Source organism: Mycolicibacterium sp. XJ879 (assembly GCF_053483935.1).
Map to the genome: position 1 here is coordinate 300,168 of NZ_JBEFTH010000004.1, position 26,388 is coordinate 326,555.

Sequence of the window (26,388 nt, forward strand, 5' to 3'; positions counted from 1 at the left end):
AGGAGAATCGGCGAATTTTCCTGCACGACTTCAGTTTCGAGCCATTTGCTCGCATACCACGAGGAGCGTGAACACTCCGAGCCACAACTCTGTCTGTTCAGTAAGAATTGTGGAAACCGCAGCGCATCGCTGTCATACTCGACCAGTTGCCAGGCGTACAACGCCCGCCCTTGCCTGGGCAAGTCAGCAGGAAAGTCATATGAACTACAACGCGTCGATGAGCGCCGACGGCACGGCAGGGCCGCCCATCAAGAGGCCGTCACGCTGGTCGCCGGCCAATTGGCCGGTCCGCTGGAAGGTGCTTGCGATCGTGTTGGTGCCGCTGGTGGTGGCGGCGACGTTCGGCGGGCTGCGCATCTACAGCAGCGCGACACAGGCTGCTGACCTGCGGCTGGCCTCCGACCGCGTCGACATGGTGGTCGCCGTGGAGAACTACATGGCGTCGCTGGAGAACGCGATGCTGGTGGGTTCGACCGGCGGTGACACCCAGGCGGCGCTTTCGGAGTTCGACGGCAGCCGCCAGCGGCTGGAGGGGCAGTTGGCCGAGACCGACGTCGCGCCCGACGTCCGCGACGGCGTGCAGACCCTTATCGACGACGGTCAGGCGTTGATGGACAAGGCCACCTCCAACAGCATCGGGCTGCGCGACACCATCGCGGCGTACGCCTTGCTGTTGCTGCCTGCCGAGGACGCGGTCACCGGCTCGGTCCGCGTCGATGACGAACGCATCCGCGCCGAGACGGTCGGGCTGTCGCGGGCGATCGGTGCCCGAGGCCAAATGATGATGCAGGAACTCGCCATCGCCCGCGGCGGTGAGCTGCCGGAGCCCGAGCTGCGCACCGCGATGATCGCGCTGGCCGGCACCGAGCCGTCGACCTTGTTCGGCATGAGCCAGGTGCTCGGCGTGGCGTCACCCGACGTTCAGAAGTTGCAGGCCGAGTTCGTCAAGCGGATGGCCCTGATGACGGACCCCGCCGTGCCGCTGGTCAACAACCCCGAGTTGTCGGCGTCGGTGGACGCCACCGACGACATCGCCCGCCAGATCATCGCGCGCACCACCGACTCGGTGGCCACCGCGGTCGAGGAGAAGGCCGCGGCGGCGCGTAGCGCACTGATCCGCGATGCGGTGGTGGTCGCGGTCGTGATTCTGCTGGCGCTGATCGTCGTCATCGCGGTGGCCCGGTCGCTGGTGCGGCCGCTGCGTCGCCTGCGTGACAGCGCGCTCAAGGTGGCCCACGAGGACCTCACCCGCGAGCTCGAACACGTCCGCGCGGGCGGGGACGCCCCGCCGGTCAACCCGATCCCGGTGCACACCTCCGAGGAGGTCGGACAGGTCGCGCACGCCGTGGACGAGCTGCACGAGCAGGCGCTGCTGTTGGCCAGCGAGCAGTCCCGGCTGCAGCTGCAGGTCGGCGACATGTTCGAGACGCTGTCGCGGCGCAGCCGGTCGCTGGTCGACCAGCAACTCGCGTTGATCGACCGCCTGGAACGCAACGAAGAGGACCCCGACCGGCTCGAAAGCCTCTTCCGGCTCGATCACCTCGCCGCGCGTATGCGTCGCAACGGCGCCAACTTGCTGGTGCTGGCCGGTGCCAGGGTGCCGCGCGAGCAGGCTGAGCCGGTGCCGGTCGCGGCGTTGATCAACGCCGCCGCATCGGAGGTCGAAGACTACACCAGGGTGGTCACCGCGACCGTGCCCGACAGCGAGATCGTCGGCGCCGTCGCAGGTGACATCGTGCACCTGCTCGCCGAACTGCTCGACAATGCGCTGCGGCACTCACCGCCGGCCTCACCCGTGCGGGTTTCGGCCGTGCACACCGCCAACGGCGGCCTGGTCATCGAGGTCAGCGATACCGGGCTGGGCATGACCGAATCCGATCTGCGGGTCGCCAACACGCGGCTGCAGTCGGGCGGCGAGGTCACCCCGTACACCGCGCGGCACATGGGCCTGTTCGTCGTCGGCCGGCTCGCCGCCCAGCACGGGCTCGTGGTCCGGTTGCGCAGCACCGTTGCGGGCGAACCGAATTCGGGTACCACGGCCGGTGTGTACATCCCCACCGAGCTGCTGGCGCAGGGCGAGGAAACCGACCAGTTCAGTTTGACCGAGTACGCCACGCCCGCCGATGCGCACGCCGGTATCGCGACCGCGCTGGCGCTCGACGAAGACCACTACGCCGACGACGACGGCTACTCCAACGGCCACCATGAGGCGCCCGTGGCGCTGCTGCCGCAACGCAACCCGGGGGCCAGCGGGATCTCGGCCGCACCGGTGGCGCCGCAGCCGTCGAGCGCGGCCCGCCCGACCGATACCTCGGAGTTCTTCGCGGCGCGCGCGCAGGCCGCCGACGCGGCGCCTGCCGAGCCCGAGCCCGAACCGTCGCCGACGGCGGGCTCAGATGACGCGATCTATCAGAAGATGTTGTCGGAGTGGCTCGTCGACCCGACCGAGCTGGCCAACAGCACGGACCTGAACTGGGAAACGGTATGGGACCACGGTTGGTCGGCGGCGGCCGCCGCCGAGGAAGCGCCCGTGTTGCGCCACACCGAGGAAGGCCTTCCGGTGCGAGAACCCGGCGCCAGGTTGGTTCCGGGCGGCGCCGATGAGCCCGTCGAGCAGACGCCACAGCCCGACGGCGACACCCGAGTAGCATCGGCGGCTGAGTTCGACACCGGCGAATCCCCACACCGCAGTCCGGAGGCGGTCCGAGCGAGCATCAGCAGCCACTTCGGCGGTGTGCACGCCGGCCGGTCCCACGCCCGAGAGACCAGAGGAACAGAAGACGAATGACCCAACGCGAGTCGCTGGATTGGCTGGTCAGTCGATTCGCCAGAGAGGTGTCGGGGGTGTCGCACGCCGTGCTGGTATCCGCCGACGGGCTACTGACCGCGGCCAGCGAGCACATCCCCACCGAACGCGCCGACCAGCTCGCCGCGGTGGCCTCCGGGCTGGCCAGCCTCTCGACGGGTGCGGCGCAGTTGTTCGACGGCGGCCACGTGCTGCAGTCGGTCGTCGAGATGGAGAACGGATACCTGCTGCTGATGCGGGTCGGCGACGGCTCGAACCTGGCGACGCTGGCGAAACGTAACTGCGATATCGGCCAAATCGGTTACGAGATGGCGATATTGGTGGAACGAGTGGGTTCGGTGGTTCAGTCGGGACGCCGGCGAGCACCTTCGCACTCCTGAGGGGTCGATGGACGACTGGGAGCCCGATGTCGCCGACGAGCCGAGCCTCGTCCGGCCCTACATCCTGACGGCCGGGCGCACCGATTCCGACGTCTACCTACCGCTAGAAGCGCCGATCGAGACCGTGCCCGACGAGTTACCTGTGCGATGGCCGGGTACCGATGTGCGGGAGCAGATTGTGCGGCTGTGCGGCGATCACCCGTCGGTGGCCGAGATCGCTGCGCAGCTATCCTTGCCGCTTGGCGTGGCCCGGGTACTGATCGGTGACCTGGTGTCGCAGGGTTACCTGCGGGTGCACACCACCCTCGACGATGCGGCGACGCTGACCGACCGGCGCGAACTGATAGGAAGGACGCTGCGTGGCCTTAGGGCACTCTGAGGGGCGCCACGCCTCCACCGACGCCGCGCCGCGGGGAACTGCGGCGTCGACGAAGATCGTCATCTCCGGCGGGTTCGGCGCCGGCAAGACGACGTTCGTCGGCGCCGTATCCGAGATCATGCCGCTGCGAACCGAAGCGCTGGTCACCAACGCGTCGGCCGGTGTCGACGGTCTGGAGGCCACCCCGGACAAGAACACCACCACCGTGGCCATGGACTTCGGCCGGATCACGTTGGCCGAGGACCTCGTGCTGTACCTGTTCGGCACCCCGGGGCAACGCCGGTTCTGGTTCATGTGGGACGACCTGATCCGCGGCGCGATCGGCGCCATCATCCTGGTCGACGTGCGGCGGCTGGCCGACAGCTTCGCCGCGGTTGACTACTTCGAGGCCCGCAAGCTGCCGTTCGTGGTCGCGGTCAACCAGTTCGACGGGGCCCCAAGGTATCCCGTAGCAGCGGTGCGCAAGGCGCTGGCGTTGTCGGAGCGCATCCCGGTCATCACCGTCGACGCCCGCGACCGCCAGTCCGCGCGCGCGGCGCTGATCACCGTCACCGAATATGCGCTCAAGAACCTCACCGCGCTGCCCGGCTGATCGTGGGCTACGACGAGACCATCTGGACTGCAGAGGAATTCACGAGGCAAGACTTCCGTGACGAGGACTTGAGCCGGCTACGGACGGAGCGGGTGGTGTTCGACGAGTGCGACTTCCGTGGTGTCAACCTGACCGAGTCAGAACACGTCGGCTCGGCCTTCCGTAACTGCTTATTCGAACGGGCCACCTTGCATCACAGCAGCTTTCGGCAATGCAGCATGCTCGGTTCCGTGTTCACCAATGCCCGGTTGCGGCCGCTGACGCTGGCCGACGTCGACTTCACGCTGGCCGTGCTGGGTGGATGCGACCTGCGCGGGGTCGATCTCTCCGGCTGCCGGCTGCGGGAAACCGGCCTGGTGGACGCCGATCTGCGCAAGGCCGTGCTGCGTGGTGCCGACCTGTCCGAGGCGCGGGTGCAGAACGCCCGGTTCGAGGAGGCGGATCTGCGCGGTGCGCGTACTGATCCGACGTTGTGGACAACGGCCAGATTGCGCGGCGCCAGGATCGACGTCGAACAAGCGCTGGCCTACGCCGCCGCGCACGGCCTGGACATCCACGGCGGCTGACCAGGTAACCCGCGAATCGCGAGCATCCGGTGCGCTGGCGCGCAAGGATGGGGGCATGGCTGATACGTGGGACACCATCGACCGCTACGTCGTCATCTCGACCGACACCCACGCGGGCGCCGACCTGTACGACTACCAGCCGTATCTGCCCGCGGCGCTTCATGACGACTTCGAGGCGTGGGCAAAAACCTACGTGAGCCCGTTCGACGACCTCGTCATCGCCACCGCGCAGCGCAACTGGGACCACGACCTGCGGATGGAAGAGATGGACGCCGACGGGGTGGCCGCTGAAGTGTTGCTGCCCAACACCGTGCCGCCGTTCTTTCCGACCACCCCGAACATCACCATCACCCTGCCGCGCACCCGCGAGGAGTTCGAAAAGCGCTGGGCCGGTGTGCAAGCCCACAACCGCTGGCAGGTCGACTTCTGTTCGCTGGCTCCGGCGCGACGGCGCGGGTTGATCCAGGTGTTCCCCAACGACATTGACCTGGCCCTGGACGAGATCCGTTGGGGCGTAGAGCATGAGTGCTTCGGCGGCGTGCTGGTGCCCGCCGTCTCACCAGGGGACCCGTCGGTCGCCCCGCTGTTTCACACCCGCTACGAGCCGCTGTGGGCGCTGTGCACCGAACTCGACCTGACCGTGGTTCAGCACGCCGGAGCCGGAAGCCCGGTGATGCCGATGGACCAGCCCGCGTCGAACGCCGTGCTGGTGACCGAGATGGCGATGTGGGCTCAACGCACGGTTGCCCATCTCATCCTCGCCGGCGTCTTCGAGCGTCATCCAGATCTGCGGTTCGTGGCGACCGAACAGGGGACGTTGTGGCTGCAGCACCAGATGATGATGCTCGACGCAATGGTGCCCAGCATGAAATCGCAAGCGGGCAACCGCACGTACGGGATGTTCGGCGGTTCCTCGATCGACGAACTCACCATGGCGCCCAGCGACTACGCCAAACGGAACTGCTACCTGGCCGCCGAGCTCACACCGTTCGAGTCCTCGATGATCAGTTACCTCGGCCCAGAACACCTCATGTGGGGCAGTGACTACCCGCACGAGGAGGGGTTCGCGCCGCATTCCAAGCTCGCGATCCGCTGGGCGCTGCACGACCAGCCCAAAGACGTCTGCCGCAAGATCCTGGCAGGAAATGCCGCGCAGCTCTACCGGTTCGACCTGGATGCTTTGACGGCGGTGGCCGCCGAGATCGGTCCGACGGTCGACGAGGTGCATACGCCGCTGGGCGACACCGGCTATACCGCGCCCGCGGCGTTCGGCTACCGGCCCTTCGAAGGTGGGCTTGCGCTCAAGCGGCTGGCCCCAGCACGCGGCGAAGGCTGACGCCGCACGCCGTCGGTCAGAAGTTGCTGCAGGTGGCGGCCACCCGCATGACCACCGGGGTGAACTCCTCGGTGCCCGGTGTGGCCTGCGCCTGCGCGACCATCGCCCGGCGCGTCTCCGGGGGAGCGGCGATCAGGCTCTTCAGCCAGCCGGTGGCGGCCGGGGCCGACTCGAGCTGCCTGGCGAGCGCAGGTGATTCGGCGTTGAGCGCCGCAACGACCTGCGGATAGGTGCAATTCGAGTAGACAATCGTGTCAATGTCTGGTTGCGCGGCTGCGAGGCCGGCGCCCATGCCCGCACCCGTGGCCAGCAGCATGGCCAGACCGCCGGAGGCGAAAGCCAGTTTCGTCGTCGAGCGCATTCGGTACACCTTCCGGGCTATGTGAAGGTTTCACGCTAACACCGTCGTCGCGTTGTGTGCGATTTTCGGTGATCAGGCGCCTTTCAGCCGGATCTTCCAGCGTACGAACGACGCGTACCCGATGCTGATCGCGGCCAGCATGGCCATATCGAACAGCCAGGTGCCGGGCGAATGTTGCCAGTGCCGGTCGTCGGGGGTCAGCGGCCCGGGCACCAGCCGAATCAGGTCGATCGTCGAGGCCGATGCCGCAAAGCCCCACCGCGCCGGGGTGAACCACGACATCTGGTCGAGCACGATGCGGTCGGTCACCGGGATCATGCCGCCGGAGAACACCAGCTGCGACATGATCGCCACCACCAGCAGGGGCATGATCTGTTCGTTGGACTTCGCCAACGCCGAGAGCGCCAGCCCGACCATCGCCGCGGCCACCGTGGTCACCGCGATGTCGATGAACAATTCCACGCTGCGGTTGCTAAGCAACGCGCCGCGCTCCACCGCGCCTGGGCCCCAACCCTTACCGATGATCGCGATCGAGGTGACGATGGCCGACTGCACTACCGCGAAGATTGTGAACACGAACATCTTCGCCAACAGATATGCCGTCGTTGACAATCCGACCGCCTGCTCCCGGCGGTAGATCGCGCGTTCACCGATCAGCGCGCGGATCGTCAGCGCGGTGCCCATGAAGATGGCACCGACGTTGAGCATGACCAGGATTTGGCCGGGCTCGTTGGGCGCCGCGCCGCCCTCGATCGCCGGGACGGGCACCCCGAAGCCGACATCGCCGGGCACCGACAGCGACAACACGCCCATGATGAACGGCAGCAACATCAGGAAGGCGAAGTAACCGCGGTCCGAGATCACCAGCCGCACCTGGCGCCGCGCGATCGTCGAGAACTGGCGCCGCACGCTGGTGCGTGTCGGGTTACCGAGGTCGGAGGGCTGCTCGGTCGGCGGCGGTGGCGGCGGCGGGCCGTGCTGGGCCAGAAACTTCTGGTTGGCGGTGTCCGGGTCGTTGGCGACCGCGCTGAAGATGTCGGCCCAGTTTGTGGTGCCCATGGACGGGCCGATCTGGCTCGGCGGCCCGTAGAACGCCGTCTTGCCGCCGGGGGCCAGCAGCAGCACTTGATCGCACACGTCGAGGTAGGTCAGCGAGTGAGTGACCACCAGCACCACACGCCCGGCGTCGGCGAGCTGGCGCAGCATGGTCATGACCTGGCGGTCCAGCGCCGGGTCCAGACCCGACGTCGGCTCGTCCAAGATCAGCAGCGACGGGCCGGTGAGCAGTTCGAGCGCCACCGAGGCGCGCTTGCGCTGCCCGCCCGACAGCTTGTCGACGCGGGTGTCGGCGTGGCGGGTCATCTCGAGTTCCTCGAGCACCTGCGCGACGACCTGTTCCCGGTCTTCCTTGGTGGTGTCGGGCGGCAGCCGCAGTTCGGCGGCATACATCAGCGCCTGGTTGACGGTCAGCTGACCGTGCACCACGTCGTCCTGGGGCACCATGCCGATCCGGGAGCGCAGTGAGGCGTACTCGGCGTGGATGTTGTGGCCCTCGAAGGTCACGGTGCCCGACGTCGGATGGGTGTAGCCGGCCACCAACCGCGCGAACGTCGACTTGCCTGCGCCCGACGGGCCGATCACCGCCGTCAGCGTGCCCGGGCGCGCGGCGATCGAGATGTTGTCCAGCAGCGTCTTGTTGTTCTCGATGGTCCACGTGACGCCGTGCACCTCGAGCCCGCCGGTGCGGGTGGCCGCCTCGGTCTCGGTGCGACGGACCAGCGTGCCACCCGAGAACACCAGGTCGATGTTGCCGATCGTGACGGTGTCGCCGTCGTTCAGCACCGCCACCTCGACCCGGGTGCCGTTGACGAAGGTGCCGTTGATGCTGCGGTTGTCGCGGATCTCGGTGCCGCCCGCAGTGGGCACCAGCGTGGCGTGGTGGCGCGAGGCGAGCACATCGGGCACGACGATGTCGTTGTCGGTGGCGCGGCCGATCTTGATGGCGCCGGGCATCCCGGCGTCGGCGGGCTTGCCCGGCCGCAGGATCCTCAGCATGCTCGTCGCGAGGTTGCCCTCGCTGGAGCGCGGCGCCGCCGTCGGTCCCATCACCGTCGCCGATTCCAGCGAAGGCGACGACATCGGTTGAGGCGTGGGCGCCGGACGCACCGGTTGCGAGGTGCTCGGCGGGTAGGTGCCCGGGCCGCTGGCATGGGCTTGCGGGCCGGTCGGATAGCGCGGGGGCGGCGGCGCCGTCGGATACCTCGGTTGGGGCCGCGACGCGCTCGGCGGCGGTGCCGGCTGAGGTGCCGGCTGAGGTGCCGAGGAGGTGCGCTGGGTGGCGACGGGCAGTGCCGTGGTGGGGGTGCGGCCCGCGGCGCCCTGGTGGCGACCGACCTCGAAGGTCAGCCGGGGCCCGTCGGGGTTGCCGATGTTGACGTTCAGCCCGTCGGTGATATCGGCGGTGGGAATGCGCCGGTTGTTGACGAACATCCCGTTGAGGCTGCCGTTGTCGATGGCCACCCAGCGGCCCTGATCGAACCGCAGCACCAGGTGCGCCCGCGAGATCAGCGGATGGGCGATACGCACGTCGGCGCGCAGATCGCGGCCGACGACGACGTCGTTGCCCGGCGCGAACGTGCGGGTCGAACCGTCGTACCGGACCGTCAGCGCAGGTGGAGACCCCCAGCTCGGCGGAGCCGGGTGGCCGGCGACATTTGACATCGCGACAACTGTAACGGGTGGTCAGTGCGTGGGAATGCGCCACCGCGCGGTGTCGGTGATCTGCTGCAGGGCCGCCACCTGATCGCCGCGGGTGGTGATGATGTGGGCGAAAGCCGCGTCCACGGCGGTGCCGCCGTCGCGGGCCGGACCCCAGTAGCGGCCGGTGACCACCACCCGGTTCTCGTCGACGGGCAGAAACTCGGCCGGGTCGACGTGCATGTCGTAGTGCGCGGCGATGCGGCCCCACACGTTGACGATCATGTCGGCCGCACCGCGGTGCTCACCACCCACGTCGTGCGGCATGCCGGTGCTGACCGTGCCGACGAAGTCGTCGGTGAGCAGTGCGAACAGCGCCTCGCCGTCGGCGTGGCCCAGCGCGGCGTACAGCCGCCTCGCGGGTGCCGCCGGATCAATTAGAGGCATCTCTCTATTATAGTGGGTCGATGGCCCGGCCCGCCAGATACACCGTCGATCAACTCCTCGACGCCGCCGCGGCACTGGTGGCTGACGACGGTCCCGCCGCGGTGACGATGTCGGCCGTCGCACGGGCGGTGGGAGCGCCGAGCGGCTCGCTATATCACCGGTTTGCCACCCGTGCGGCGTTGTGCGGCGCGCTGTGGATGCGCACCGAGGAACGCTTCCTGTCCGGTTTCCTGGCGGCGGTCTCCGACCCGTCGGACTCCCAGCAGCGCTGCGTCGCCGGCGCGCGGTTCACCGTGCAGTGGTGCCGTGAGCATCGCCCTGAGGCCCATGTGCTGCTCGCAGGCGCCGAGGCGTTGGGGGCCGCCGAGTGGCCCGGTGAGCTGACGGCGCACCGACGACGGCTGCACCGCGGGTTGCGACGGCTGCTCACCGCGATGCCCGCCGACGCCGACCGGGTGAACGCCGCCGTGATCGACATCCCGTACGCGGTCGTGCGGCGTCACCTGCGGGCCGGGCGGCCGATACCGGCCGGCGCGGAGGCCATCGTGTCCGATTGCGCCCGCGCGCTGATATCTGCCGACTGAAATGTCGCGGTCACACGGCGAGTCGTGCTGATATCCCCGGCGGTTCGTGGTCACACTTGGGCATGGTGTCCAGGGCGCCACTGATCCTCGCCGGTGCGGCGGGCGTGGGCCTGGTGACGGCGCTGCTTACCCCGACAGCCGCGGCGCAGCCGTCGTATCCCACCGACGACCGCGGCTTCGTCGGCACCAAGGTGCGCTGTGACGCGCCGGACGCGGCGGTCAGCTTCGGGCGCACCGCCCAATCGCTCGTCGCGATCTGCCTGGTGCCGGACGGCCACTACGAATACCGCGGTGCCCGGCTGAACGACGACGCGGTGCTCGTCGTCGTCGCCGAACCCACCGTGCCCGGCGAGTTCTTCGCGCAGAAAGACGGCGCCACCTACACCGTCACCACCGAACAACTCGTCATCAAGACCGACGACTGGGTGCGCGACGAACCGATGCTGCACTTCCAGACGCCGCCGATGGCGGCGGTGCAGCCGCCGTCGCAGTAGCCGGTCAGCCCGGCGTACGCACCGCGGTGTAATCGGGCGAGCCGGTCACCACACAGTGCGTCTGGCTGTAGATCGTGGCCATGCACTTGTTGCAGTGGTTACACGCCGAGAACACGGAGTGCTTGTCCCCGTCGGCCTGGATCCGGTTGATCAGATCGGGCTCGGCCAAAAGTGCGCGTCCCATCGCGACGAAGTCGAACCCCTCGGCCATCGCCAGGTCCATGGACTCGCGGTTGGTGATGCCGCCGAGCAGGATCAGCGGCATCTTCAGCTCGGCGCGGAACTGTTTGGCGTCGCGCAGCAGATACGTCTCGCGGTAGGGGTACTCGCGGAAGAACTTGTTGCCGGTCATCCGGATGCCCCAGCGCAGCGGCGGTTTGAACGCGCCGGCGAACTCCTTGACGGGGGCGCCGCCGCGGAACAGATACATCGGGTTGACCAGGGAACTGCCCGCGGTGAGCTCGATGGCGTCGAGGCCGCCGTCCTCCTCGAGCCACTTGGCGGTCTGCAACGACTCCTCCATCGGGATGCCGCCGCGCACGCCGTCGGACATGTTGAGCTTTGCGGTAACCGCGATCGGGTTGCCCGCGGCCTCCACCGCGCGGCGCACCGCCAGTACGGTGCCGCGCGCCACCTTGGCCCGGTTCTTTAGCGAGCCACCGAATTCGTCGGTGCGCCGGTTGATCAGCGGGCTGAGGAAGGAGCTGGCGAAGTAGTTGTGGCCGAGGTGGATCTCGATCGCATCGAAGCCGGCGTCGATCGCCATCCGGGCGGCGTTGGCGTGTGCGGCCATGATGTCGTCGATGTCGTCGCGGGTGGCCTTCCTCGCGAACCGCATCGCCAGCGGGTTGAAAAACCGCACCGGCGCGTAGGCCTTCGCCTTGTTGGAGCGGGCGTCGGCCACTGGCCCGGCGTGGCCGATCTGTGCGCTGATCGCCGCACCCTCGGCGTGGATCGCGTCGGTGAGCCTGCGCAGTCCAGAGATCGCCTCGGGGCGCCACCAGATCTGCCTGCCCTCGGTGCGCCCACCCGGCGCCACCGCCAGATACGCCACGGTCGTCATGCCGACGCCGCCGGCGGCAGGCAGCCGGTGGTAGGTGATCAGGTCGTCGGTGACGAGCGCATTGGGTGTGCACGCCTCAAAGGTCGCCGCCTTGATAATCCGGTTGCGCAGTGTCACCGGGCCGAGCTTGGCCGGGGTGAACACATTCCGGGGAGTGTCCATGGATGGAAGCCTGCCACAATGACCCACGTGGGTGCGATAACGCTTGACGGTAAGGCCACGCGCGACGAGATCTTCGTCGACCTCGCCGAACGGGTGGCGGCCCTGACCGCGGCCGGGCGCACGCCCGGGCTCGGCACGGTGTTGGTGGGCGATGACCCCGGTTCGCACGCCTACGTGCGGGGCAAGCACTCCGACTGCGCGAAGGTCGGCATCAACTCGATCCGCCGCGATCTGACCGCCGACACCAGCCAGGCCACCCTCGACGCGACCATCGATGAGCTCAACGCCAACCCGGAGTGCACCGGCTACATCGTGCAGCTGCCGCTGCCCAAGCACCTCAACGAGAACGCCGCGCTGGAGCGGGTGAACCCGGGTAAGGACGCCGACGGTCTGCACCCGACGAACCTGGGTCGGCTGGTGCTCAACGAGCCCGCGCCGCTGCCGTGCACCCCGCGCGGCATCGTGCACCTGCTGCGGCGCTACGACGTACCGATCGCCGGTGCGCATGTGGTGGTGATCGGGCGCGGTGTCACGGTGGGCCGGCCGCTGGGTCTGCTGTTGACGCGGCGTTCGGAGAACGCCACGGTCACGTTGTGCCACACCGGCACCCGCGATCTGGCCGCGCTGACCCGGCAGGCCGACATCATCGTCGCGGCCGCCGGGGTGCCGCACATGGTGACGGGCGAGATGGTGCGCGCCGGAGCCGCCGTCGTCGACGTCGGTGTCAGCCGCGACGACAACGGCAAGCTCGTCGGCGATGTGGCGCCTGACGTGTGGGAGGTCGCCGGGCACGTCTCGCCCAACCCTGGCGGCGTCGGCCCGCTCACCCGCGCGTTCCTGCTGACGAACGTGGTGGAACGCGCGGAAGCCCTTGCCGGGACGTGACCCTCAAGGAGTTCGCCCGCAAGGTGTTCGCCGGGCAGTGGCCGATCTGGTTGGTGGGCCTGGTGTTCGTCGCGGCGTTCGGGCTTGTGGTGACGGGGTACTGGCGCCGCGGCGCATTGGTCATCGCGATCGGGGTGGGCGCCGCCGCGGTGCTGCGGTTACTTCTTCCCGACGAACGCGCCGGGCTGTTGGCGGTGCGCAGCAAGCCGATCGACTTCGTAACGACCGCGATGGTCAGCGCGGCGATGCTCTACATCGCCTGGACCATCGATCCGCTGGGCACGAGTTAACCCGCCCTCGAGTGGCCCGCTTGGGCAACGTATTCGCGGTTTCGCGTGCCATAACCGACCACTCGGCGGGTTCAGTTTGGGCGGGATTGCTTCAATGCCGCTGCCACGATCGGCTTAGCCCACTCGGGTGTCGCCGACAGGTCGGGTGGCCCCACGATTTGTCCGTCCTCGACATGCAACACCTCTAACGGCTCCGGTGCTTGACCCGTGGCGGGATCAGCGTCGGCGGAGTTGTCGAAGACTCGCAGTTCGGTAAGCGCGGGCAGCAGGTGTATCAAGTTGAGCCGACTGTGTTCGTAGCGACGTCGGATGTCATCTTCGGGAATGGGGTGTCCGCCCTTGCTGACGCGCAAGTGCACTCGTGCGATGTGTAGTTCGGCGCTGCTGAGTCCGACGAACCAGATTCGCACTTCGTATCCGGCTGCTGCCGCTTCCTCGATCTTGCGCGGCATGGTGTTTGCGCCGAGGGTGGTCTCGAATGCGAAATCGAGGCCGTTATCGATCGCCGTCTCCAGCTCGTCCTTACCATGGAGCCACGCTGCCGCATTTGCTTCGGCTTGGTCCAGGCCCGGATTCGCCGCCACCAGCGCGCGCGCCGCCTCATCGGGGTTGTAGTAGTTGCCACCGAAGCCCCGGATCGCCGCACCGATGATGCTGCTCTTTCCGGCGCCGTTCACGCCGGCAATGACTTGCAGCTGGGGACGGCGACCGGCCATGAATGGCGAACGCCTACTGCTTGCCCTCGGCGCGTGCCGCCTTCACCGCCGCCTGGCCGAGTTGTTTCGGCGTGGCCTTGAATGCCGCAGCCATCGCCGCCCTGGATTCAGGCGTCTGCATGCGCTCAAGCAGTGTGTCGAACTCGTCCGTCAGACCTTCGAGAGAAGGTAGCCGCGACTTCGCCAGCGCCTCGAATTCCGCAAGCGACAGCACCACTACCTTCGTCGCGTTGTGCTTGGTGACAGCGACCGCACCTGCGAGAGCCGCTTGTTCGAGAATCGCGCCGAACTCGTTCTTGAATCGACTAGCTGGGACGTTCGGGATGTCGACTAGCTCGCCATCGCGGTTGCGGTAAGTCAGTGGAGCCATATGCCCATACTAGCCCTTTTGGCCAAACTGTGCGTTTCGCGCAGAATCACGGCGCGAACGTCCGTCGCGGCGCGTCGGCGCGTCAGGACAGCGTGGCGCGGATGCACACGGTGACATACGGCAGCGGCAACCCGTTCGCGTTGGCCAGCGCGGGGTGGGTGGCCAGCAGTTCGCGCACCCGGTCCAGCGTTTTGACGCGCACCTGCTCGGGTGAGGTGATGCAGTAGCTGCGCGAGGCGACCAGGTCGATGAGGGCTTGCGGCGTCAGGTAATTCGTCCACTCCACCTGGTGGCGCTGCACATCGGTGAACGGCTCGGGCAAGGTCACGTCGGCACCGGTCGGGTCGTGTTCATGGCCGATGATGCGGCCGAGTTCCTTTACCCAGCCCATCCGCTCGTCGCGGGTGTTCCACACCAGCCCGAGCCGGCCGCCCGGGCGCAGCACCCGCGACACCTCTTTGACCGCGCGCTGCGGGTCGAACCAATGCCAGGCCTGTGCGACGAGCACCGCGTCGACGCTGTTGTCGGGTAGCGGAATCTCCTCCGCCGTGCCCAGCAGCGCCGGTGTGTCGGGCAGCGAATTGCTCAGCAGCTCGAGCATTTCCGGGATGGGGTCGACGGCCACGACGGTCAGTCCGCGTTCCACCAGCCGGGTGGTCAGCTTGCCCGTACCAGCACCCAGATCCAGCACGTCGCGCGCATCGCGGGGCAGCAGCCAGTCGATGGCCTCCGGCGGATACGACGGCCTGCCGCGCTCGTATGCCGCAGCTTCCGCACCGAACGACAGCGAAGGCTGCTGATCCGAGCGGGTCACCGCACCGTCATTTCGGGGGTCATCTGGAGGCCAGCTCCAACGTCTGGCGGATCAGCTTGCCCACTGCGTCCATCTCCACCAGGAAGCCGTCGTGGCCGTAGATCGAGTCGATGACCTGCAGCCCAGCGCAGTTGGGCAACAGCGCAGCCAGTTCCTCCTGCAGCCGCAGCGGATAGAGCCGGTCCGACGTGATCCCGCCGACCACGGCCGGCACCGCACAGCCGCGCAGCGCCGCCTCGACACCGCCGCGGCCGCGACCGACGTCGTGGCTGGACAGCGATTCGGTCAGCGCCACGTAGGTGCCCGCGTCAAAGCGCGCGACCAGCTTGTCGCCCTGATACTCGAGGTAGCTCTGCACCGCGTAGCGGCCGCCGGCGCGCGGATCCTCGGCGCCCTGCGCATCGTTGGCGAAGCGGTTGTCGAGTTCGACCTCACCCCGATACGTCAGGTGCGCGATGCGCCGGGCAAGGCTCATGCCGACGTCGGGTGAGGTTTCGGTGCCGTAGTAATTGCCGCCGTGCCAGTTCGGATCGGCCTTGATGGCGGCCACCTGGGTGCTCTGGGTGCCGATCTGATCGGCGGTGGCGCGTGCGCCGATAGCAAGCAGCAGCGCAGAGCGGACCTTGTCGGGATGCCCGACCATCCATTCCAGCGCGCGCGCCCCGCCCAACGAGCCGCCGATCACCGCGGCGACCTCGGTGATGCCCAGCGCCTTGAGCGCGGCAATGTCGGCCTCGACCTGATCACGCACGGTCACGTGGGGAAACCGGGAGCCCCATGGCTTTCCGTCGGGATGCTGCGAGCTGGGGCCCGTCGAACCGCGGCACCCGCCCAGCACATTGGTAGCCACCGCGCACCACCGATCGGTGTCGATCGCGGCGCCCGGCCCGGCGATCCCGTCCCACCAGCCGGCGGTCGGGTGGTCGGGTCCGGCGGGGCCGGTGATGTGCGAATCGCCGGTCAGCGCGTGCAGCACCATCACCACGTTGTCGCGCTCGGGCGACAGCTCGCCCCAACGTTGCACGGCGATCTGCACGTCGTCGAGGACGACGCCGCACTCCAGCGTCAGCGGCCCGATGTCGACGACGCCGATTTCCCCTTCGGCGGGCAGAGTCGGGGTTGCCACGTCAGTGATCGTCATCAGAACGCCGCCGTGGTCTTCGGGTCCGTCGGCCCGGCGGTGGAGAACGGTTTGGCGGCGGCGAAACCCTGCTCGAGGTCGGCCAGGATGTCGTCGATGCCTTCGATGCCGACCGCCAACCGCACCAGTCCCGGCGTGACGCCGGTGGCCAGCTGCTCCTTGGGGGACAGCTGCGCGTGGGTGGTCGACGCCGGGTGGATCACCAGCGACCGCACGTCGCCGATGTTGGCGACGTGGCTGTGCAGGGTCAGCGCGTTGACGAACGCCTTTCCGGCATCCACGCCGCCGGCCAGCTCGAACGCCAGCACCGCGCCGGTTCCCTTGGGGGTCAGCTTGTTTGCCAGCTCGTGCCACGGCGAGCTGGGCAGCCCGGCGTAGTTCACCGACAGCACATCGTCGTGTCCGGCCAGGTATTCGGCCACACGCTGGGCGTTGGCGACGTGACGTTCGACGCGCAGGCTCAGCGTCTCCAGGCCTTGGGCGATGAGGAACGCGTTGAACGGGGAAGCCGCGGAACCGAGGTCGCGCAGCAGCTGTACCCGGGCCTTGAGCGCGAACGCGGGCGCGCCGAGGTCGGCGTACACGACGCCGTGGTAGCTGGGATCTGGTGTGGTGAACCCGGGGAAGTTGCCGTTGGTCCAGTCGAAGGTGCCGCCGTCGACGATGACGCCCGCGATCGCCGTGCCGTGCCCGCCGAGGTACTTGGTGGCCGAGTGCACGACGATGTCGGCGCCGTGGCTGATCGGCTGAAGCAGGAACGGGGTGGCGATGGTGTTGTCGACGATCAGCGGCACCCCGTGGTCATGAGCCACCGCAGCCACCGATGGCACGTCGAGGACGTCGATTTGGGGGTTGGAGATCGTCTCGGCGAAAAACGCCTTGGTGTTGGGCCGCGCCGCGGCGCGCCACGAGTCGAGGTCGTCGGGGTCCTCGACGAAGCTGACCTCGATGCCCAGCTTGGGCAGCGAGTAGTGGAACAGGTTGTAGGTGCCCCCGTAGAGCCGTGGGCTGGACACGATGTGGTCACCGGCGTCGGCGATGTTGAGAAGCGAGAACGTCGACGCGGCCTGACCGGACGCCAGGAACAGCGCTGCGACGCCACCTTCCAGCGCCGCGATGCGCTGTTCGACGACGTCGGTCGTCGGGTTCATGATCCGGGTGTAGATGTTGCCGGGCTCGGCCAGCCCGAACAGCGCGGCGGCGTGGTCGGTGCTGTCGAACGTGTAGCTGGTGGTCTGGTAGATCGGCAACGCCCGCGCGTTGGTTCCTGGGTCGGGCGTCTGGCCGGCGTGAACCTGTTTCGTCTCAAATGCCCACCGGGCGGTGGGATCGTCCAACTGGTTGTCGGTGCTCAAGGGATTCTCCTGTTGTGATGTGGCCGGGGTCGAAGTTCAGCGACACTCACGCACGCCGGACCTCCACCTGTCTCTCTGGGGGCCCGTCACAACGGACCCGCGCTTGCCGGTACCACTCGCCAGTGGGTACTCAACCTGGTCATCACCCGGGGCACCCCACCGCGGTTGGAGGGTTGCCGGCCAGCAAGCCGGGGCTTGACGCTGGCGCTCATGACCAAGCTGAAGTTTATCCCATTGCGGCGAAGAAGTGCCAGCAGGTAGTCGTTGCGGCGGAGGTGGGCACGCGTAGCGTCGACGTCAACGAGATACTGGTCGTGCGACGTTTCATCTGCCGATACCGATAGTGCCGCCCGGAAGAGAGATCATGAGTGCCCAGCAGCCAACCATCATCTACACGCTGACCGACGAGGCGCCGCTGCTTGCGACCTACGCGTTCCTGCCGATAATCCGCACCTTTGCCGAGCCTGCCGGCATCGAGATCAAGACCAGTGACATCTCGGTGGCGGCCCGCATTCTGGCTGAGTTCGGCGACCACCTCAGCGAAGACCAGCGGGTGCCCGACAACCTCGGCGAGCTCGGGAAGCTCACCCAGGAGCCGGACACCAACATCGTCAAGCTGCCCAACATCAGCGCATCGGTGCCGCAGTTGCTGGCCGCCATCAAGGAACTGCAGACCAAGGGGTACGCGGTACCGGACTATCCCGGCGACCCCAAGACCGACGAAGAGAAGACGATCAGGGACCGCTACGCCAAGGTCCTGGGCAGCGCCGTGAACCCTGTTCTGCGGGAAGGAAACTCGGACCGGCGCGCCCCCAAGGCGGTCAAGGAGTTCGCGCGCAAGCATCCGCACAGCATGGGAGAGTGGTCGCAGGCCTCGCGCACCCACGTCGCGACCATGCGCAAGGGCGACTTCTACGCAGGCGAGAAATCGATGACGCTGGATCGGGCGCGCACGGTCAAGATGGTGCTCAACACCAAGGGCGGGGAAACGTTGGTGCTCAAGCCCGAGGTCGCGCTGGACGAGGGCGACATCATCGACAGCATGTTCATGAGCAAAAAGGCGCTCATCGAGTTCTACGAGGAACAAATCCAGGACGCCTACGAGACCGGGGTGATGTTCTCCCTGCACGTCAAGGCGACGATGATGAAGGTCAGCCACCCCATCGTCTTCGGGCACGCGGTGAAGGTGTTCTACAAAGACGCGTTTGCCAAGCACCAGAAGCTGTTCGACGAACTCGGCGTCAACGTCAACAACGGGATGTCGGATCTCTACGCCAAGATCGAATCGCTGCCGGCCTCGCAGCGCGAGGAGATCATCGAGGACATCCACCGCTGCCACGAGACCCGGCCGGAACTGGCCATGGTCGACTCGGCCCGCGGGATCACCAACTTCCACTCACCGTCCGATGTCATCGTCGACGCGTCGATGCCGGCGATGATCCGGCTGGGCGGCAAGATGTACGGCGCCGACGGCCGGACCAAGGACACCAAGGCGGTGAACCCGGAGTCCACGTTCTCCCGGATCTACCAGGAGATGATCAACTTCTGTAAGACCCACGGCCAGTTCGACCCGACGACGATGGGCACCGTCCCCAACGTCGGGCTGATGGCGCAGAAGGCCGAGGAGTACGGCAGCCACGACAAGACGTTCGAGATCCCCGAGGACGGCGTCGCCGACATCGTCGACATCGACACCGGCGAGGTGCTGCTGACGCAGAACGTCGAGACCGGCGACATCTGGCGCATGCCCGTGGTCAAGGACGCCGCGATCCGCGACTGGGTGAAGCTGGCCGTCACGCGGGCGCGGGCGTCGGGTATGACCGCGTTGTTCTGGCTGGACACCGAGCGTCCGCACGAAGTCGAGTTGCGCAAGAAGGTGAAGGCCTACCTGAAGGACCACGACACCGAGGGCCTGCACATCCAGATCATGCCGCAGGTCTGGGCCATGCGGTACACGCTCGAACGGCTGATCCGCGGCCAGGACACCATCGCCGTCACCGGCAACATCCTGCGCGACTATCTGACCGACCTGTTCCCGATCCTGGAGCTGGGCACCAGCGCCAAGATGCTGTCGATCGTGCCGCTGATGGCCGGTGGCGGTATGTACGAAACCGGGGCGGGCGGTTCGGCGCCCAAACACGTACACCAGCTGGTCGAGGAAAACCACCTGCGGTGGGATTCGCTGGGCGAATACCTCGCGCTGGGTGCGTGTTTCGAGGACATCGGACGCAAGACCGACAACAAGACGGCCGAACTGCTGGGCAGGACGCTTGACGACGCGATCGGCAAGCTGCTGGACAACAACAAGAGCCCGTCGCGCAAGACCGGCGAACTTGACAACCGTGGCAGCCAGTTTTACCTCGCGCTGTACTGGGCGCAGGAGTTGGCCGCGCAGAACGAGGACAAGGAGCTGGCCGAACGGTTCACCGCGCTGGCCGACGAGCTGGCCAAGAACGAAGACAGCATCATCACCGAACTTGTTGAGGTGCAAGGCAAGTCGGTCGACATCGGCGGCTACTACTATCCGGACGCGGAGAAGACCACCGCGGTGATGCGGCCGAGCAAGACGCTGAACTCGGTGCTCGAGGCCGCGACCGAGGCCCCGGTGACGAAGGGTTAACCGCCGAGCGCCTCGCGCGGCGGCCGCGTGATGTAGCGGTCGACGAACCCGACGATCACGTCGGCGACGCGCTGAGGCGCCTCGAACATCGGGATGTGCCCGACGCCGTCGAGGTGGGTGATCTCGGTGCTCTGCGGCAAATGCGTGGTGAAATGCCGGGTGAAGCGCGGATGTGGCAGCACCCGGTCCTTTTCACAGATCACCAGGTGGGTGGGCGCGCTGCCCTCGGCCAGTTCGCGCAGTCCCGGCAGCAACAGCGACTTGATCAGCAGCTGGTAATAGGCCGGGCAGTGGGTGACATCGTCGATGATGACCAACAGGTCCTCGTCGGACAGCCCGCTCGGGTCGGCGCTGACCGGCACGTAGGCCAGCTGGCGCACGAACGGCAGACGCAGCGCGCGCGACCCCAGGACCTTGGCGCCCAACCAGACCGGAAGCCCGGCGACGAACTTGAACACGATCTCGAACTTGGCCGGGGTGAACCGGCTCCAGCCGCCCGCGGGCGCGATCCCGGTGAGGGTGCGGGCCCTGCCACGGCGCTCCAACTCGAACGCCACCCACCCGCCCAGGGAGTTGCCGACGATGTGGGCGGTGTCCCAGCCCAGGGCGTCCATGCGCCGTTCCATATCGTCAGCGAGCTCAACGGTGTCGAGGAAGTTGCGGCCCTTAACCCCGCCGTTGTGACCGGGCATGGTGGGCGCGCACACCTCGTAGCGGCCGGTGTCGGCAATCATCGGTGCGACGTCTTTCCACACGCTCTGCGACATCATGAAGGGATGTAGCAAAAGCATCGGTTCACCGGAGCCGAGGTGTATCGGGTCGCGCAGAGTCATCTTGCCGACACTAAAGGCGTTACCGGCGGTACTGCAAGCTTCGAGGCTATGGTCTGTGCGTGATCGTCAGCACCATCAACGTCAACGGGATTCGCGCCGCGGTACGGCAACGCTCAGCAGACAACCTCGGGCTGCTGGCCTGACTTGCCGACACCGCCGCCGACGTGGTGTGCCTGCAGGAGACCCGCGCCGACGACGACCAGTTGGCCACGGCGTTGGCCAAGCGGATGGCCGAGCTCGCCGACCGCGATGCGGTGGTATGGGGCGACTGGAACATCGCGCACACCGAGAACGACATCAAGAACTGGAAGGGCAACCTCAAGAAGTCGGGCTTTCTGCGCAGCGAGCGGCAATGGCTCACCGAGCTGTTGGCGTCGGGCTGGGTCGACGTGGTGCGTGCGCTGCACCCCGACGTGGCCGGCCCGTATTCATGGTGGTCGTGGCGCGGTCGGGCGTTCGACAACGACGCCGGCCGCGCATCGACTACCAGTTGGCGACCAGGTCGCTGGCCAACCACGCCGTGACCGCCCGCGTGGAGCGCGCGACGGCCTACGAGCTGCGCTGGTCCGACCACGCGCCCGTGACCGTCGAATACCGCGGTTAACTCACGACGAGCGCGGGGCCATCGCACGCCCAAACCCACGTTCGGACGGTGTGAAATGATCGGGCCACCATGAGCAACGACCGCGCCGGCGCGCGGGAGAAGACCGTCTTCTCCGGCGTGCAACCCACCTCCGACTCCCTGCACCTGGGCAATGCCCTCGGCGCGATCAGACAGTGGGTGGGCATGCAGGACGACTACGATGCGTTCTTCTGCGTCGTCGACCTGCACGCCATCACCATCCCGCAGGACCCCGAACAGCTGCGCAGGCGCACGCTCGCCGTCGCCGCGCAGTACCTTGCGTTGGGTATCGACCCGGCCCGCTCGACGATCTTCGTGCAGAGCCACGTGCCCGCGCACACCGAACTGGCCTGGGCGCTGGGATGTTTCACCGGTTTTGGCCAGGCATCGCGGATGACGCAGTTCAAGGACAAGTCGCAGCGGCAGGGTGCCGAGGCCACCACCGTCGGGCTGTTCACCTATCCGGTGCTGATGGCCGCCGACGTGTTGCTCTACGACACCGACCTGGTGCCGGTCGGTGAGGATCAGCGCCAGCATCTCGAGCTGGCACGCGATGTCGCACAACGGTTCAACGCACGTTTCCCCGATACGTTCGTCATCCCGGATGTGTTGATCCAGAAGGCCACCGCCAAGATCTACGACCTGACCGATCCGACCGCCAAGATGAGCAAGTCGGCCGCCACCGAGGCCGGGCTGATCAACCTGCTCGACGACCCGAAGGTTTCAGCCAAGAAGATTCGCTCCGCTGTCACCGACAGCGAGCGCGACGTGCGCTACGACCCGGACGTCAAGCCGGGCGTCTCCAACCTGCTGACCATCCAGTCGGCGATCACCGGCGCCGACGTCGACAAGCTCGTCGACGGCTACGCCGGGCGCGGATACGGCGATCTGAAGTCCGACACCGCCGATGCCGTCGTCGAATTCGTCACGCCGCTCAAGGCCCGCGTCGACGAGCTTCTCGCCGATCCGACCGAACTGGAATCGGTGCTGGCCGCCGGGGCGCAACGGGCCGGCGAGGTGTCTGCGAAGACATTGCAGCGGGTATACGACCAGCTGGGGTTCTTGCCGGCCCGCCGTTGAGCCGGGAGATAGTCGATGACCGAGCCAGACACGCCCACCGAGTCGGACAAACCTGGCGTCATTGACCGGATGCGCACCCGGTACACGTGGTTTGACCACGTCATGCGCGCGCAGGAGCGCTATCGGGACAGCAAGGGCGACTTCTACGCGGCGGGCATCACCTACTTCACCGTCTTCGCGCTGTTCCCCATGCTGATGGTGGGATTCGCGGTCGGCGGCTTCGTCTTGGCCAGCCAGCCCGACTTGTTCGCCGAGGTCGAAGACCGGATCCGGGCGGCAGTGTCCGGCGATGTCGGCGACCAGTTGGTCGATTTGATGGAGTCGGCGATCGCCTCGCGTACGTCGGTCGGCATCATCGGCCTGGCCACCGCGGCGTGGGCTGGCCTGGGCTGGATGGCGAACCTGCGTGAGGCGCTCAGCCAGATGTGGGGTCTTGCCCGGCAGGGGTCCAAGGGGTTCCTGCGCACCAAGGCATCAGACCTCTTGGCGATCCTCGGGCTCTTCGTCGCCATTGCCGTCACCGTCGCGCTGACCGCGCTGGGCAATTCCGGACCGATGAGAAAAGTGCTCGAATGGGTTGGGCTCGAGGATGTTCCGGGTGTCGGCGTGGCGTTGCGGGTCGTCTCCATACTGACTTCGCTGCTGATCAGCTGGCTGCTGTACACCTGGATCATCGCCCGGCTGCCACGGGAGCCGGTGAGCTTACGCAGCGCGATGCGGGCCGGGTTGCTGGTGGCGGTGGGTTTCGAGGTGTTCAAACAGGTGGCCACTATCTATCTGCGCTCTGTGGTCACCGGCCCGGCGGGGGCTACGTTCGGTCCGGTGCTGGGGTTGATGGTGTTCGCCTACATCACCGCGCGGCTGATCTTGTTCGCGACGGCGTGGGCGGCGACGGCCAAAGAGAACATGGCACCCGCACCCGTGTTGCCGCCTGGTCGCGCGTTGATCATTCCGCGCGTGCAGGTCCGCGAAGGTCTGGGGGCGGGCGGCGCATTGACCGCGGTCGCATTGGGAGCTCTTGGGGCCCTGGGACTTTCGCGGATGATCCGCCGCTAGTCGCTGACGAGCTGCAGGCCGACGATGCACCCCACGACGCCCAGCAAGAGGGCGACTTTGATCGGCGTCGTGCTCTCGGCCCCGGTGGCCAGCGAGTAGACGACGGCAAGGGAGGCGCCGACGCCGACCCACACCGCGTAGCCGGTGCCGACTGGCAGGTCGCGTAGCGCGATGCCCAGACCTCCCATCGAAATGATAAGCGCCACAACAAATATCGCGACAGGCGCCGGTCGGCTGAACCCCTCGGATTTGCTCAGCGCGACGGCCCACACCGCTTCGAACGCACCGGACACGATGAGGATGACCCACGCCATGACACGACGTTAGCAAGCCCGCCGTCAGTGCTGCGGGCGGCGATTGAGCGACCGGGCGCCCATGATCAAGCTGAACACGATGATGGAGCCGACCACACCCACCCCGACGCGCACCGGCATGGCATCGACATCGGAGAGCATGGGCGCGGCGTTCACCCCGGCCGCGGTTCCGTCGGCCGCCGTTTTGCGGCCCAACAGTGCGGGATCGGGTTCGATCAGCGTGCCCACCTTGGTGCCGGGTGGGGTCGCGAAGCCGTAATCGAGCAGGCGCGCCGCCTGCTCCCACGGGGCGATCGGCTGGCGGGTGCCGCGCAGCAGCACGGCGACCAGGCGGCGACCGTCCCGGTCGGCGGCGCCGACGAACGTCTGGCCCGCGTCGTCGGTGAACCCGGTCTTGCCGCCGATCGCGCCGGGATAGTTGTTGAGCAGCCGGTTGTCGTTCTCGATCGGATAACCGACGTCGCCGCGACCGGGAAAGTCGAAGCTGCGAGTGGCCACGATGTCGGTGAATACCGGGTTCTGCCAGGCGTAGCGGTAGAACAACGCCATATCGTAGGCCGACGTGCTCATCCCGGGTCCGTCCAGCCCGGACGGGGTGGCCACGCGGGTGTCGTGGCCACCGAGCTTGCGCGCCAGGTCGTTGAGCTTGTGCAGCGCGGCGTCCATGCCGCCGAGCTGCGTGGCCAGCGCGTAGGCGGCGTCGTTGCCGGAGTACATCATCAGCCCGTGCAGCAGGTCGTTGATCGAGTAGTGCCCGCCGGGCCCGACGCCGACCTTGGTGCCTTCCTGCGCCGCATCTTCGGGCGTGCCGGCCACCACCCGGTGCAGTGGGAGTTCCTTGATGGCTGCCATGGCGGTGAGCACCTTGATGACGCTGGCGGGCCGGTGCCGACCGTGCGGATCCTTGGCGGCGATGACGTCACCGGTGTCGAGGTCGGCGACGATCCACGCCTCGGCGGAGACGTCGCCGGGCACCGGGGGCGTGCCGGGTGCGGTGATCAGCCCGCACCCCGACAGCGCGTCGCCGCCCAACGGGGTCGCGGGCACGGGCAGCGGGGCGGGCGGATCCTGGCCCGGTTTGGGAACTTCGGAGAGGTCGACCGCCGGGGGCGTCGTCTCGCGGTACGGGCAGGTTGTGCCCTCGGGCGCCGCTGGCGGCTGCGCGCTTACCACCGCCGGGCTGACCATCACGAAAACGGCAGCTGCCAGGCCGACAGCGCGCATGGACGCGGTTCGAAATTTCGCCATCGTCAGCGCAGATTAGGCCCTTTTGGCCGCGTTACCGCGGAGGCGCGCTGTGACTAAAGTGGTTCAAGTTACGCAAGTGGCTGACCTCTTCGCCGAGAGGGACACACGGGCGAAAAAGTGCGAGTGGATTCCGCCAATCCGTCGGCCTCGGCGGTCAGGGGAGGGCGCAGTGGGCGACGGCCGGGGCGCCGATGCAGCCCATCCACAACCGCCCATCGGCCTCGACCAGGCCGGTCACCATGCCGAACGCCGGATGCTCGGTGCGCAGGCCGGCCACAGCTTCGCCGCTGTCCGGGTCAAACGCGACGGCCCACACCTCGGGCTTGATCTGCGGCTGCAGCCGATCGGGCAGCTTCCACAGCAGTTTGCGCAGGGCCGGCCAGCGCGGCGCGAGCCATTCCGCGGCGCCGTTGACGGGCGAGACGATCGCACACCAGATGCGGCCGTCGGCACCGGTGGACAGGTTGTCGGGGTGGCCGGGCAAATTCGCCACCAGCGTCGTCACGGTGCCGGCCTGCGGTCCGGTGAGCCAGTACTTCGCGAGCCGGCGGCCCAGTGTCTCGGCGAACACCAGCGCCGAGCCGTCGGCGGTCGTCGTGAGGCCGTTGGCGAAGTACAGGCCGGCCACCTCGGTCAGCACGGTGCCGTTCGGATCGCGACGAAACAGGCTGCCGCGGGGCTGAGCCTCCAGCACTGCGCCCTTGAAGTGCGGATAGCTGAAGGCGCTCGTCGACTCGGTAAAAAATATTGTGCCGTCGGGCATTTCGACGACGTTCGAGCAGAACCGCAGGGGACGGTCGTCGACCTGGTCGACCAACGTCTGGACCGCGCCGGTCTGGGGGTCCAGCACCAGCAGGCCGCGCGGGCTGTCGCACATCAGCAGCCGTCCGTCGCGCGCGACGTGCATTCCCAACGGCCGACCACCGGTGTCGGCGACCACCGTGGGCGTGCCGTCGGGGGAGATCCGCTCGACCCGGCCGTCCTCGACGCCGGTCCAGATGTTGCCGTCGGCGTCGGCCACCACATCCTCGGGTGCGTTGCCCGCGACGCGAACGACCGTGAGGTCGGCGGGTCCGAAGTCGGGAAGTGGGTTCACGGGCGGCGGTTGCCAGCGGACAGGATCGATCGGCGGTTTCGTCGGCTTGGCGTTGGCGGGCATGTCGCCAGTCTCGTCGAA

At 67.6% G+C, this 26,388-nt stretch carries 26 protein-coding genes, 1 pseudogene and 1 riboswitch; of the genes and pseudogenes, 14 read left to right on the forward strand and 13 right to left on the reverse strand.

Annotation, left to right across the window (positions count from 1 at the left end; all coding sequences use genetic code 11):
- Positions 1-199 precede the first annotated feature (199 nt).
- Genes ABQF13_RS11960 through ABQF13_RS11985 form a run of 6 tightly spaced genes read left to right on the forward strand, consistent with a single transcriptional unit; the run spans position 200 to position 6,059 of the window.
- On the forward strand, positions 200-2,788 hold the full coding sequence (locus ABQF13_RS11960) for a HAMP domain-containing sensor histidine kinase (RefSeq protein ID WP_448392950.1): 2,589 nt from the start codon (positions 200-202) through the stop codon (positions 2,786-2,788).
- A complete protein-coding gene (locus tag ABQF13_RS11965) occupies positions 2,785-3,186 on the forward strand; it encodes a serine protease inhibitor (RefSeq protein WP_448392951.1) in 402 nt (133 codons plus the stop codon). The genes ABQF13_RS11960 and ABQF13_RS11965 overlap by 4 nt, the downstream gene beginning before the upstream one ends.
- A 7-nt stretch (positions 3,187-3,193) precedes the next feature.
- Positions 3,194-3,565 (forward strand): DUF742 domain-containing protein, encoded by a 372-nt coding sequence (locus tag ABQF13_RS11970; RefSeq protein WP_448392952.1) that lies wholly within the window; start codon positions 3,194-3,196, stop codon positions 3,563-3,565.
- Positions 3,546-4,157, forward strand: coding sequence for a GTP-binding protein (locus ABQF13_RS11975; RefSeq protein ID WP_448392953.1), 612 nt, complete (start codon positions 3,546-3,548; stop codon positions 4,155-4,157). Before ABQF13_RS11970 ends, ABQF13_RS11975 begins: the two co-directional genes overlap by 20 nt.
- Before the next feature lie 2 nt (positions 4,158-4,159).
- Entirely contained in the window at positions 4,160-4,723 is a 564-nt protein-coding gene (locus ABQF13_RS11980) for a pentapeptide repeat-containing protein (RefSeq protein WP_448392954.1), read from the forward strand.
- Between the two features lie 55 nt (positions 4,724-4,778).
- Complete coding sequence (locus ABQF13_RS11985; RefSeq protein WP_448392955.1) at positions 4,779-6,059, forward strand: amidohydrolase family protein; 1,281 nt, start codon at positions 4,779-4,781, stop codon at positions 6,057-6,059.
- Between the two features lie 16 nt (positions 6,060-6,075).
- Here the strand turns inward: ABQF13_RS11985 and ABQF13_RS11990 are convergent, their stop codons facing one another.
- From ABQF13_RS11990 to ABQF13_RS12000, 3 genes are all read right to left on the reverse strand, one after another.
- Entirely contained in the window at positions 6,076-6,420 is a 345-nt protein-coding gene (locus ABQF13_RS11990; RefSeq protein ID WP_448392956.1) for a hemophore-related protein, read from the reverse strand.
- A 72-nt stretch (positions 6,421-6,492) separates the two neighbouring features.
- Positions 6,493-9,141, reverse strand: a complete 2,649-nt coding sequence (locus ABQF13_RS11995) for an FHA domain-containing protein (RefSeq protein WP_448392957.1) — start codon at positions 9,139-9,141, stop codon at positions 6,493-6,495.
- A gap of 21 nt (positions 9,142-9,162) precedes the next feature.
- On the reverse strand, positions 9,163-9,564 hold the full coding sequence (locus ABQF13_RS12000) for a nuclear transport factor 2 family protein (RefSeq protein WP_448392958.1): 402 nt from the start codon (positions 9,562-9,564) through the stop codon (positions 9,163-9,165).
- A gap of 20 nt (positions 9,565-9,584) precedes the next feature.
- On the opposite strand from ABQF13_RS12000, the gene ABQF13_RS12005 reads away from it, so the two are divergent.
- Together ABQF13_RS12005 and ABQF13_RS12010 are read left to right on the forward strand one after the other, a co-directional pair.
- Entirely contained in the window at positions 9,585-10,148 is a 564-nt protein-coding gene (locus ABQF13_RS12005) for a TetR/AcrR family transcriptional regulator (protein ID WP_448392959.1), read from the forward strand.
- Between the two features lie 62 nt (positions 10,149-10,210).
- A complete protein-coding gene (locus tag ABQF13_RS12010) occupies positions 10,211-10,642 on the forward strand; it encodes a hypothetical protein (protein ID WP_448392960.1) in 432 nt (143 codons plus the stop codon).
- Positions 10,643-10,646: 4 nt separating this feature from the next.
- On the opposite strand, the gene ABQF13_RS12015 is transcribed toward ABQF13_RS12010, so the two are convergent.
- Positions 10,647-11,867, reverse strand: a complete 1,221-nt coding sequence (locus ABQF13_RS12015) for an NADH:flavin oxidoreductase (protein WP_448392961.1) — start codon at positions 11,865-11,867, stop codon at positions 10,647-10,649.
- Between the two features lie 27 nt (positions 11,868-11,894).
- Here ABQF13_RS12015 and ABQF13_RS12020 point away from each other — a divergent pair, with 27 nt between their 5' ends.
- On the forward strand, positions 11,895-12,752 hold the full coding sequence (locus tag ABQF13_RS12020; protein ID WP_448393140.1) for a bifunctional methylenetetrahydrofolate dehydrogenase/methenyltetrahydrofolate cyclohydrolase: 858 nt from the start codon (positions 11,895-11,897) through the stop codon (positions 12,750-12,752).
- On the forward strand, positions 12,749-13,042 hold the full coding sequence (locus ABQF13_RS12025) for a DUF3017 domain-containing protein (RefSeq protein WP_448392962.1): 294 nt from the start codon (positions 12,749-12,751) through the stop codon (positions 13,040-13,042). Before ABQF13_RS12020 ends, ABQF13_RS12025 begins: the two co-directional genes overlap by 4 nt.
- 71 nt (positions 13,043-13,113) lie before the next feature.
- On the opposite strand, the gene ABQF13_RS12030 is transcribed toward ABQF13_RS12025, so the two are convergent.
- The 5 genes from ABQF13_RS12030 to ABQF13_RS12050 all read right to left on the reverse strand — a co-directional run bounded on the left by ABQF13_RS12030 (position 13,114) and on the right by ABQF13_RS12050 (position 17,438).
- Positions 13,114-13,758, reverse strand: a complete 645-nt coding sequence (locus tag ABQF13_RS12030) for an ATPase (RefSeq protein ID WP_448392963.1) — start codon at positions 13,756-13,758, stop codon at positions 13,114-13,116.
- Between the two features lie 13 nt (positions 13,759-13,771).
- Positions 13,772-14,128, reverse strand: coding sequence for a type II toxin-antitoxin system prevent-host-death family antitoxin (locus ABQF13_RS12035; RefSeq protein ID WP_448392964.1), 357 nt, complete (start codon positions 14,126-14,128; stop codon positions 13,772-13,774).
- An 82-nt stretch (positions 14,129-14,210) separates the two neighbouring features.
- Entirely contained in the window at positions 14,211-14,942 is a 732-nt protein-coding gene (locus ABQF13_RS12040) for a class I SAM-dependent methyltransferase (RefSeq protein ID WP_448392965.1), read from the reverse strand.
- Between the two features lie 19 nt (positions 14,943-14,961).
- Positions 14,962-16,083, reverse strand: coding sequence for a homoserine O-acetyltransferase MetX (gene metX / locus ABQF13_RS12045; protein WP_448392966.1), 1,122 nt, complete (start codon positions 16,081-16,083; stop codon positions 14,962-14,964).
- Complete coding sequence (locus tag ABQF13_RS12050) at positions 16,083-17,438, reverse strand: bifunctional o-acetylhomoserine/o-acetylserine sulfhydrylase (protein ID WP_448392967.1); 1,356 nt, start codon at positions 17,436-17,438, stop codon at positions 16,083-16,085. Before ABQF13_RS12050 ends, metX begins: the two co-directional genes overlap by 1 nt.
- 94 nt (positions 17,439-17,532) lie before the next feature.
- Positions 17,533-17,654: riboswitch (SAM riboswitch) on the reverse strand.
- A gap of 148 nt (positions 17,655-17,802) precedes the next feature.
- Between ABQF13_RS12050 and ABQF13_RS12055 the strand changes: the two genes are divergently transcribed.
- On the forward strand, positions 17,803-20,058 hold the full coding sequence (locus ABQF13_RS12055; protein ID WP_448392968.1) for an NADP-dependent isocitrate dehydrogenase: 2,256 nt from the start codon (positions 17,803-17,805) through the stop codon (positions 20,056-20,058).
- Here the strand turns inward: ABQF13_RS12055 and ABQF13_RS12060 are convergent.
- On the reverse strand, positions 20,055-20,891 hold the full coding sequence (locus tag ABQF13_RS12060; protein WP_448392969.1) for an epoxide hydrolase EphH: 837 nt from the start codon (positions 20,889-20,891) through the stop codon (positions 20,055-20,057). The two genes, ABQF13_RS12055 and ABQF13_RS12060, sit on opposite strands and share 4 nt — an antisense overlap.
- A 59-nt stretch (positions 20,892-20,950) precedes the next feature.
- On the opposite strand from ABQF13_RS12060, the pseudogene ABQF13_RS12065 reads away from it, so the two are divergent.
- The 3 genes and pseudogenes from ABQF13_RS12065 to yhjD all read left to right on the forward strand — a co-directional run bounded on the left by ABQF13_RS12065 (position 20,951) and on the right by yhjD (position 23,649).
- A pseudogene (locus ABQF13_RS12065) lies at positions 20,951-21,495 on the forward strand (exodeoxyribonuclease III).
- Positions 21,496-21,564: 69 nt separating this feature from the next.
- A complete protein-coding gene (gene trpS, locus ABQF13_RS12070) occupies positions 21,565-22,593 on the forward strand; it encodes a tryptophan--tRNA ligase (RefSeq protein WP_448392970.1) in 1,029 nt (342 codons plus the stop codon).
- 15 nt (positions 22,594-22,608) lie between these two features.
- On the forward strand, positions 22,609-23,649 hold the full coding sequence (gene yhjD, locus ABQF13_RS12075; RefSeq protein ID WP_448392971.1) for an inner membrane protein YhjD: 1,041 nt from the start codon (positions 22,609-22,611) through the stop codon (positions 23,647-23,649).
- Here the strand turns inward: yhjD and ABQF13_RS12080 are convergent.
- From ABQF13_RS12080 to ABQF13_RS12090, 3 genes are all read right to left on the reverse strand, one after another.
- On the reverse strand, positions 23,646-23,963 hold the full coding sequence (locus tag ABQF13_RS12080; protein WP_448392972.1) for a DMT family transporter: 318 nt from the start codon (positions 23,961-23,963) through the stop codon (positions 23,646-23,648). The genes yhjD and ABQF13_RS12080 overlap by 4 nt on opposite strands.
- Positions 23,964-23,987: 24 nt before the next feature.
- Positions 23,988-25,211, reverse strand: a complete 1,224-nt coding sequence (locus ABQF13_RS12085; protein WP_448392973.1) for a D-alanyl-D-alanine carboxypeptidase family protein — start codon at positions 25,209-25,211, stop codon at positions 23,988-23,990.
- A 154-nt stretch (positions 25,212-25,365) separates the two neighbouring features.
- A complete protein-coding gene (locus ABQF13_RS12090; protein WP_448392974.1) occupies positions 25,366-26,370 on the reverse strand; it encodes an SMP-30/gluconolactonase/LRE family protein in 1,005 nt (334 codons plus the stop codon).
- Positions 26,371-26,388 lie beyond the last annotated feature (18 nt).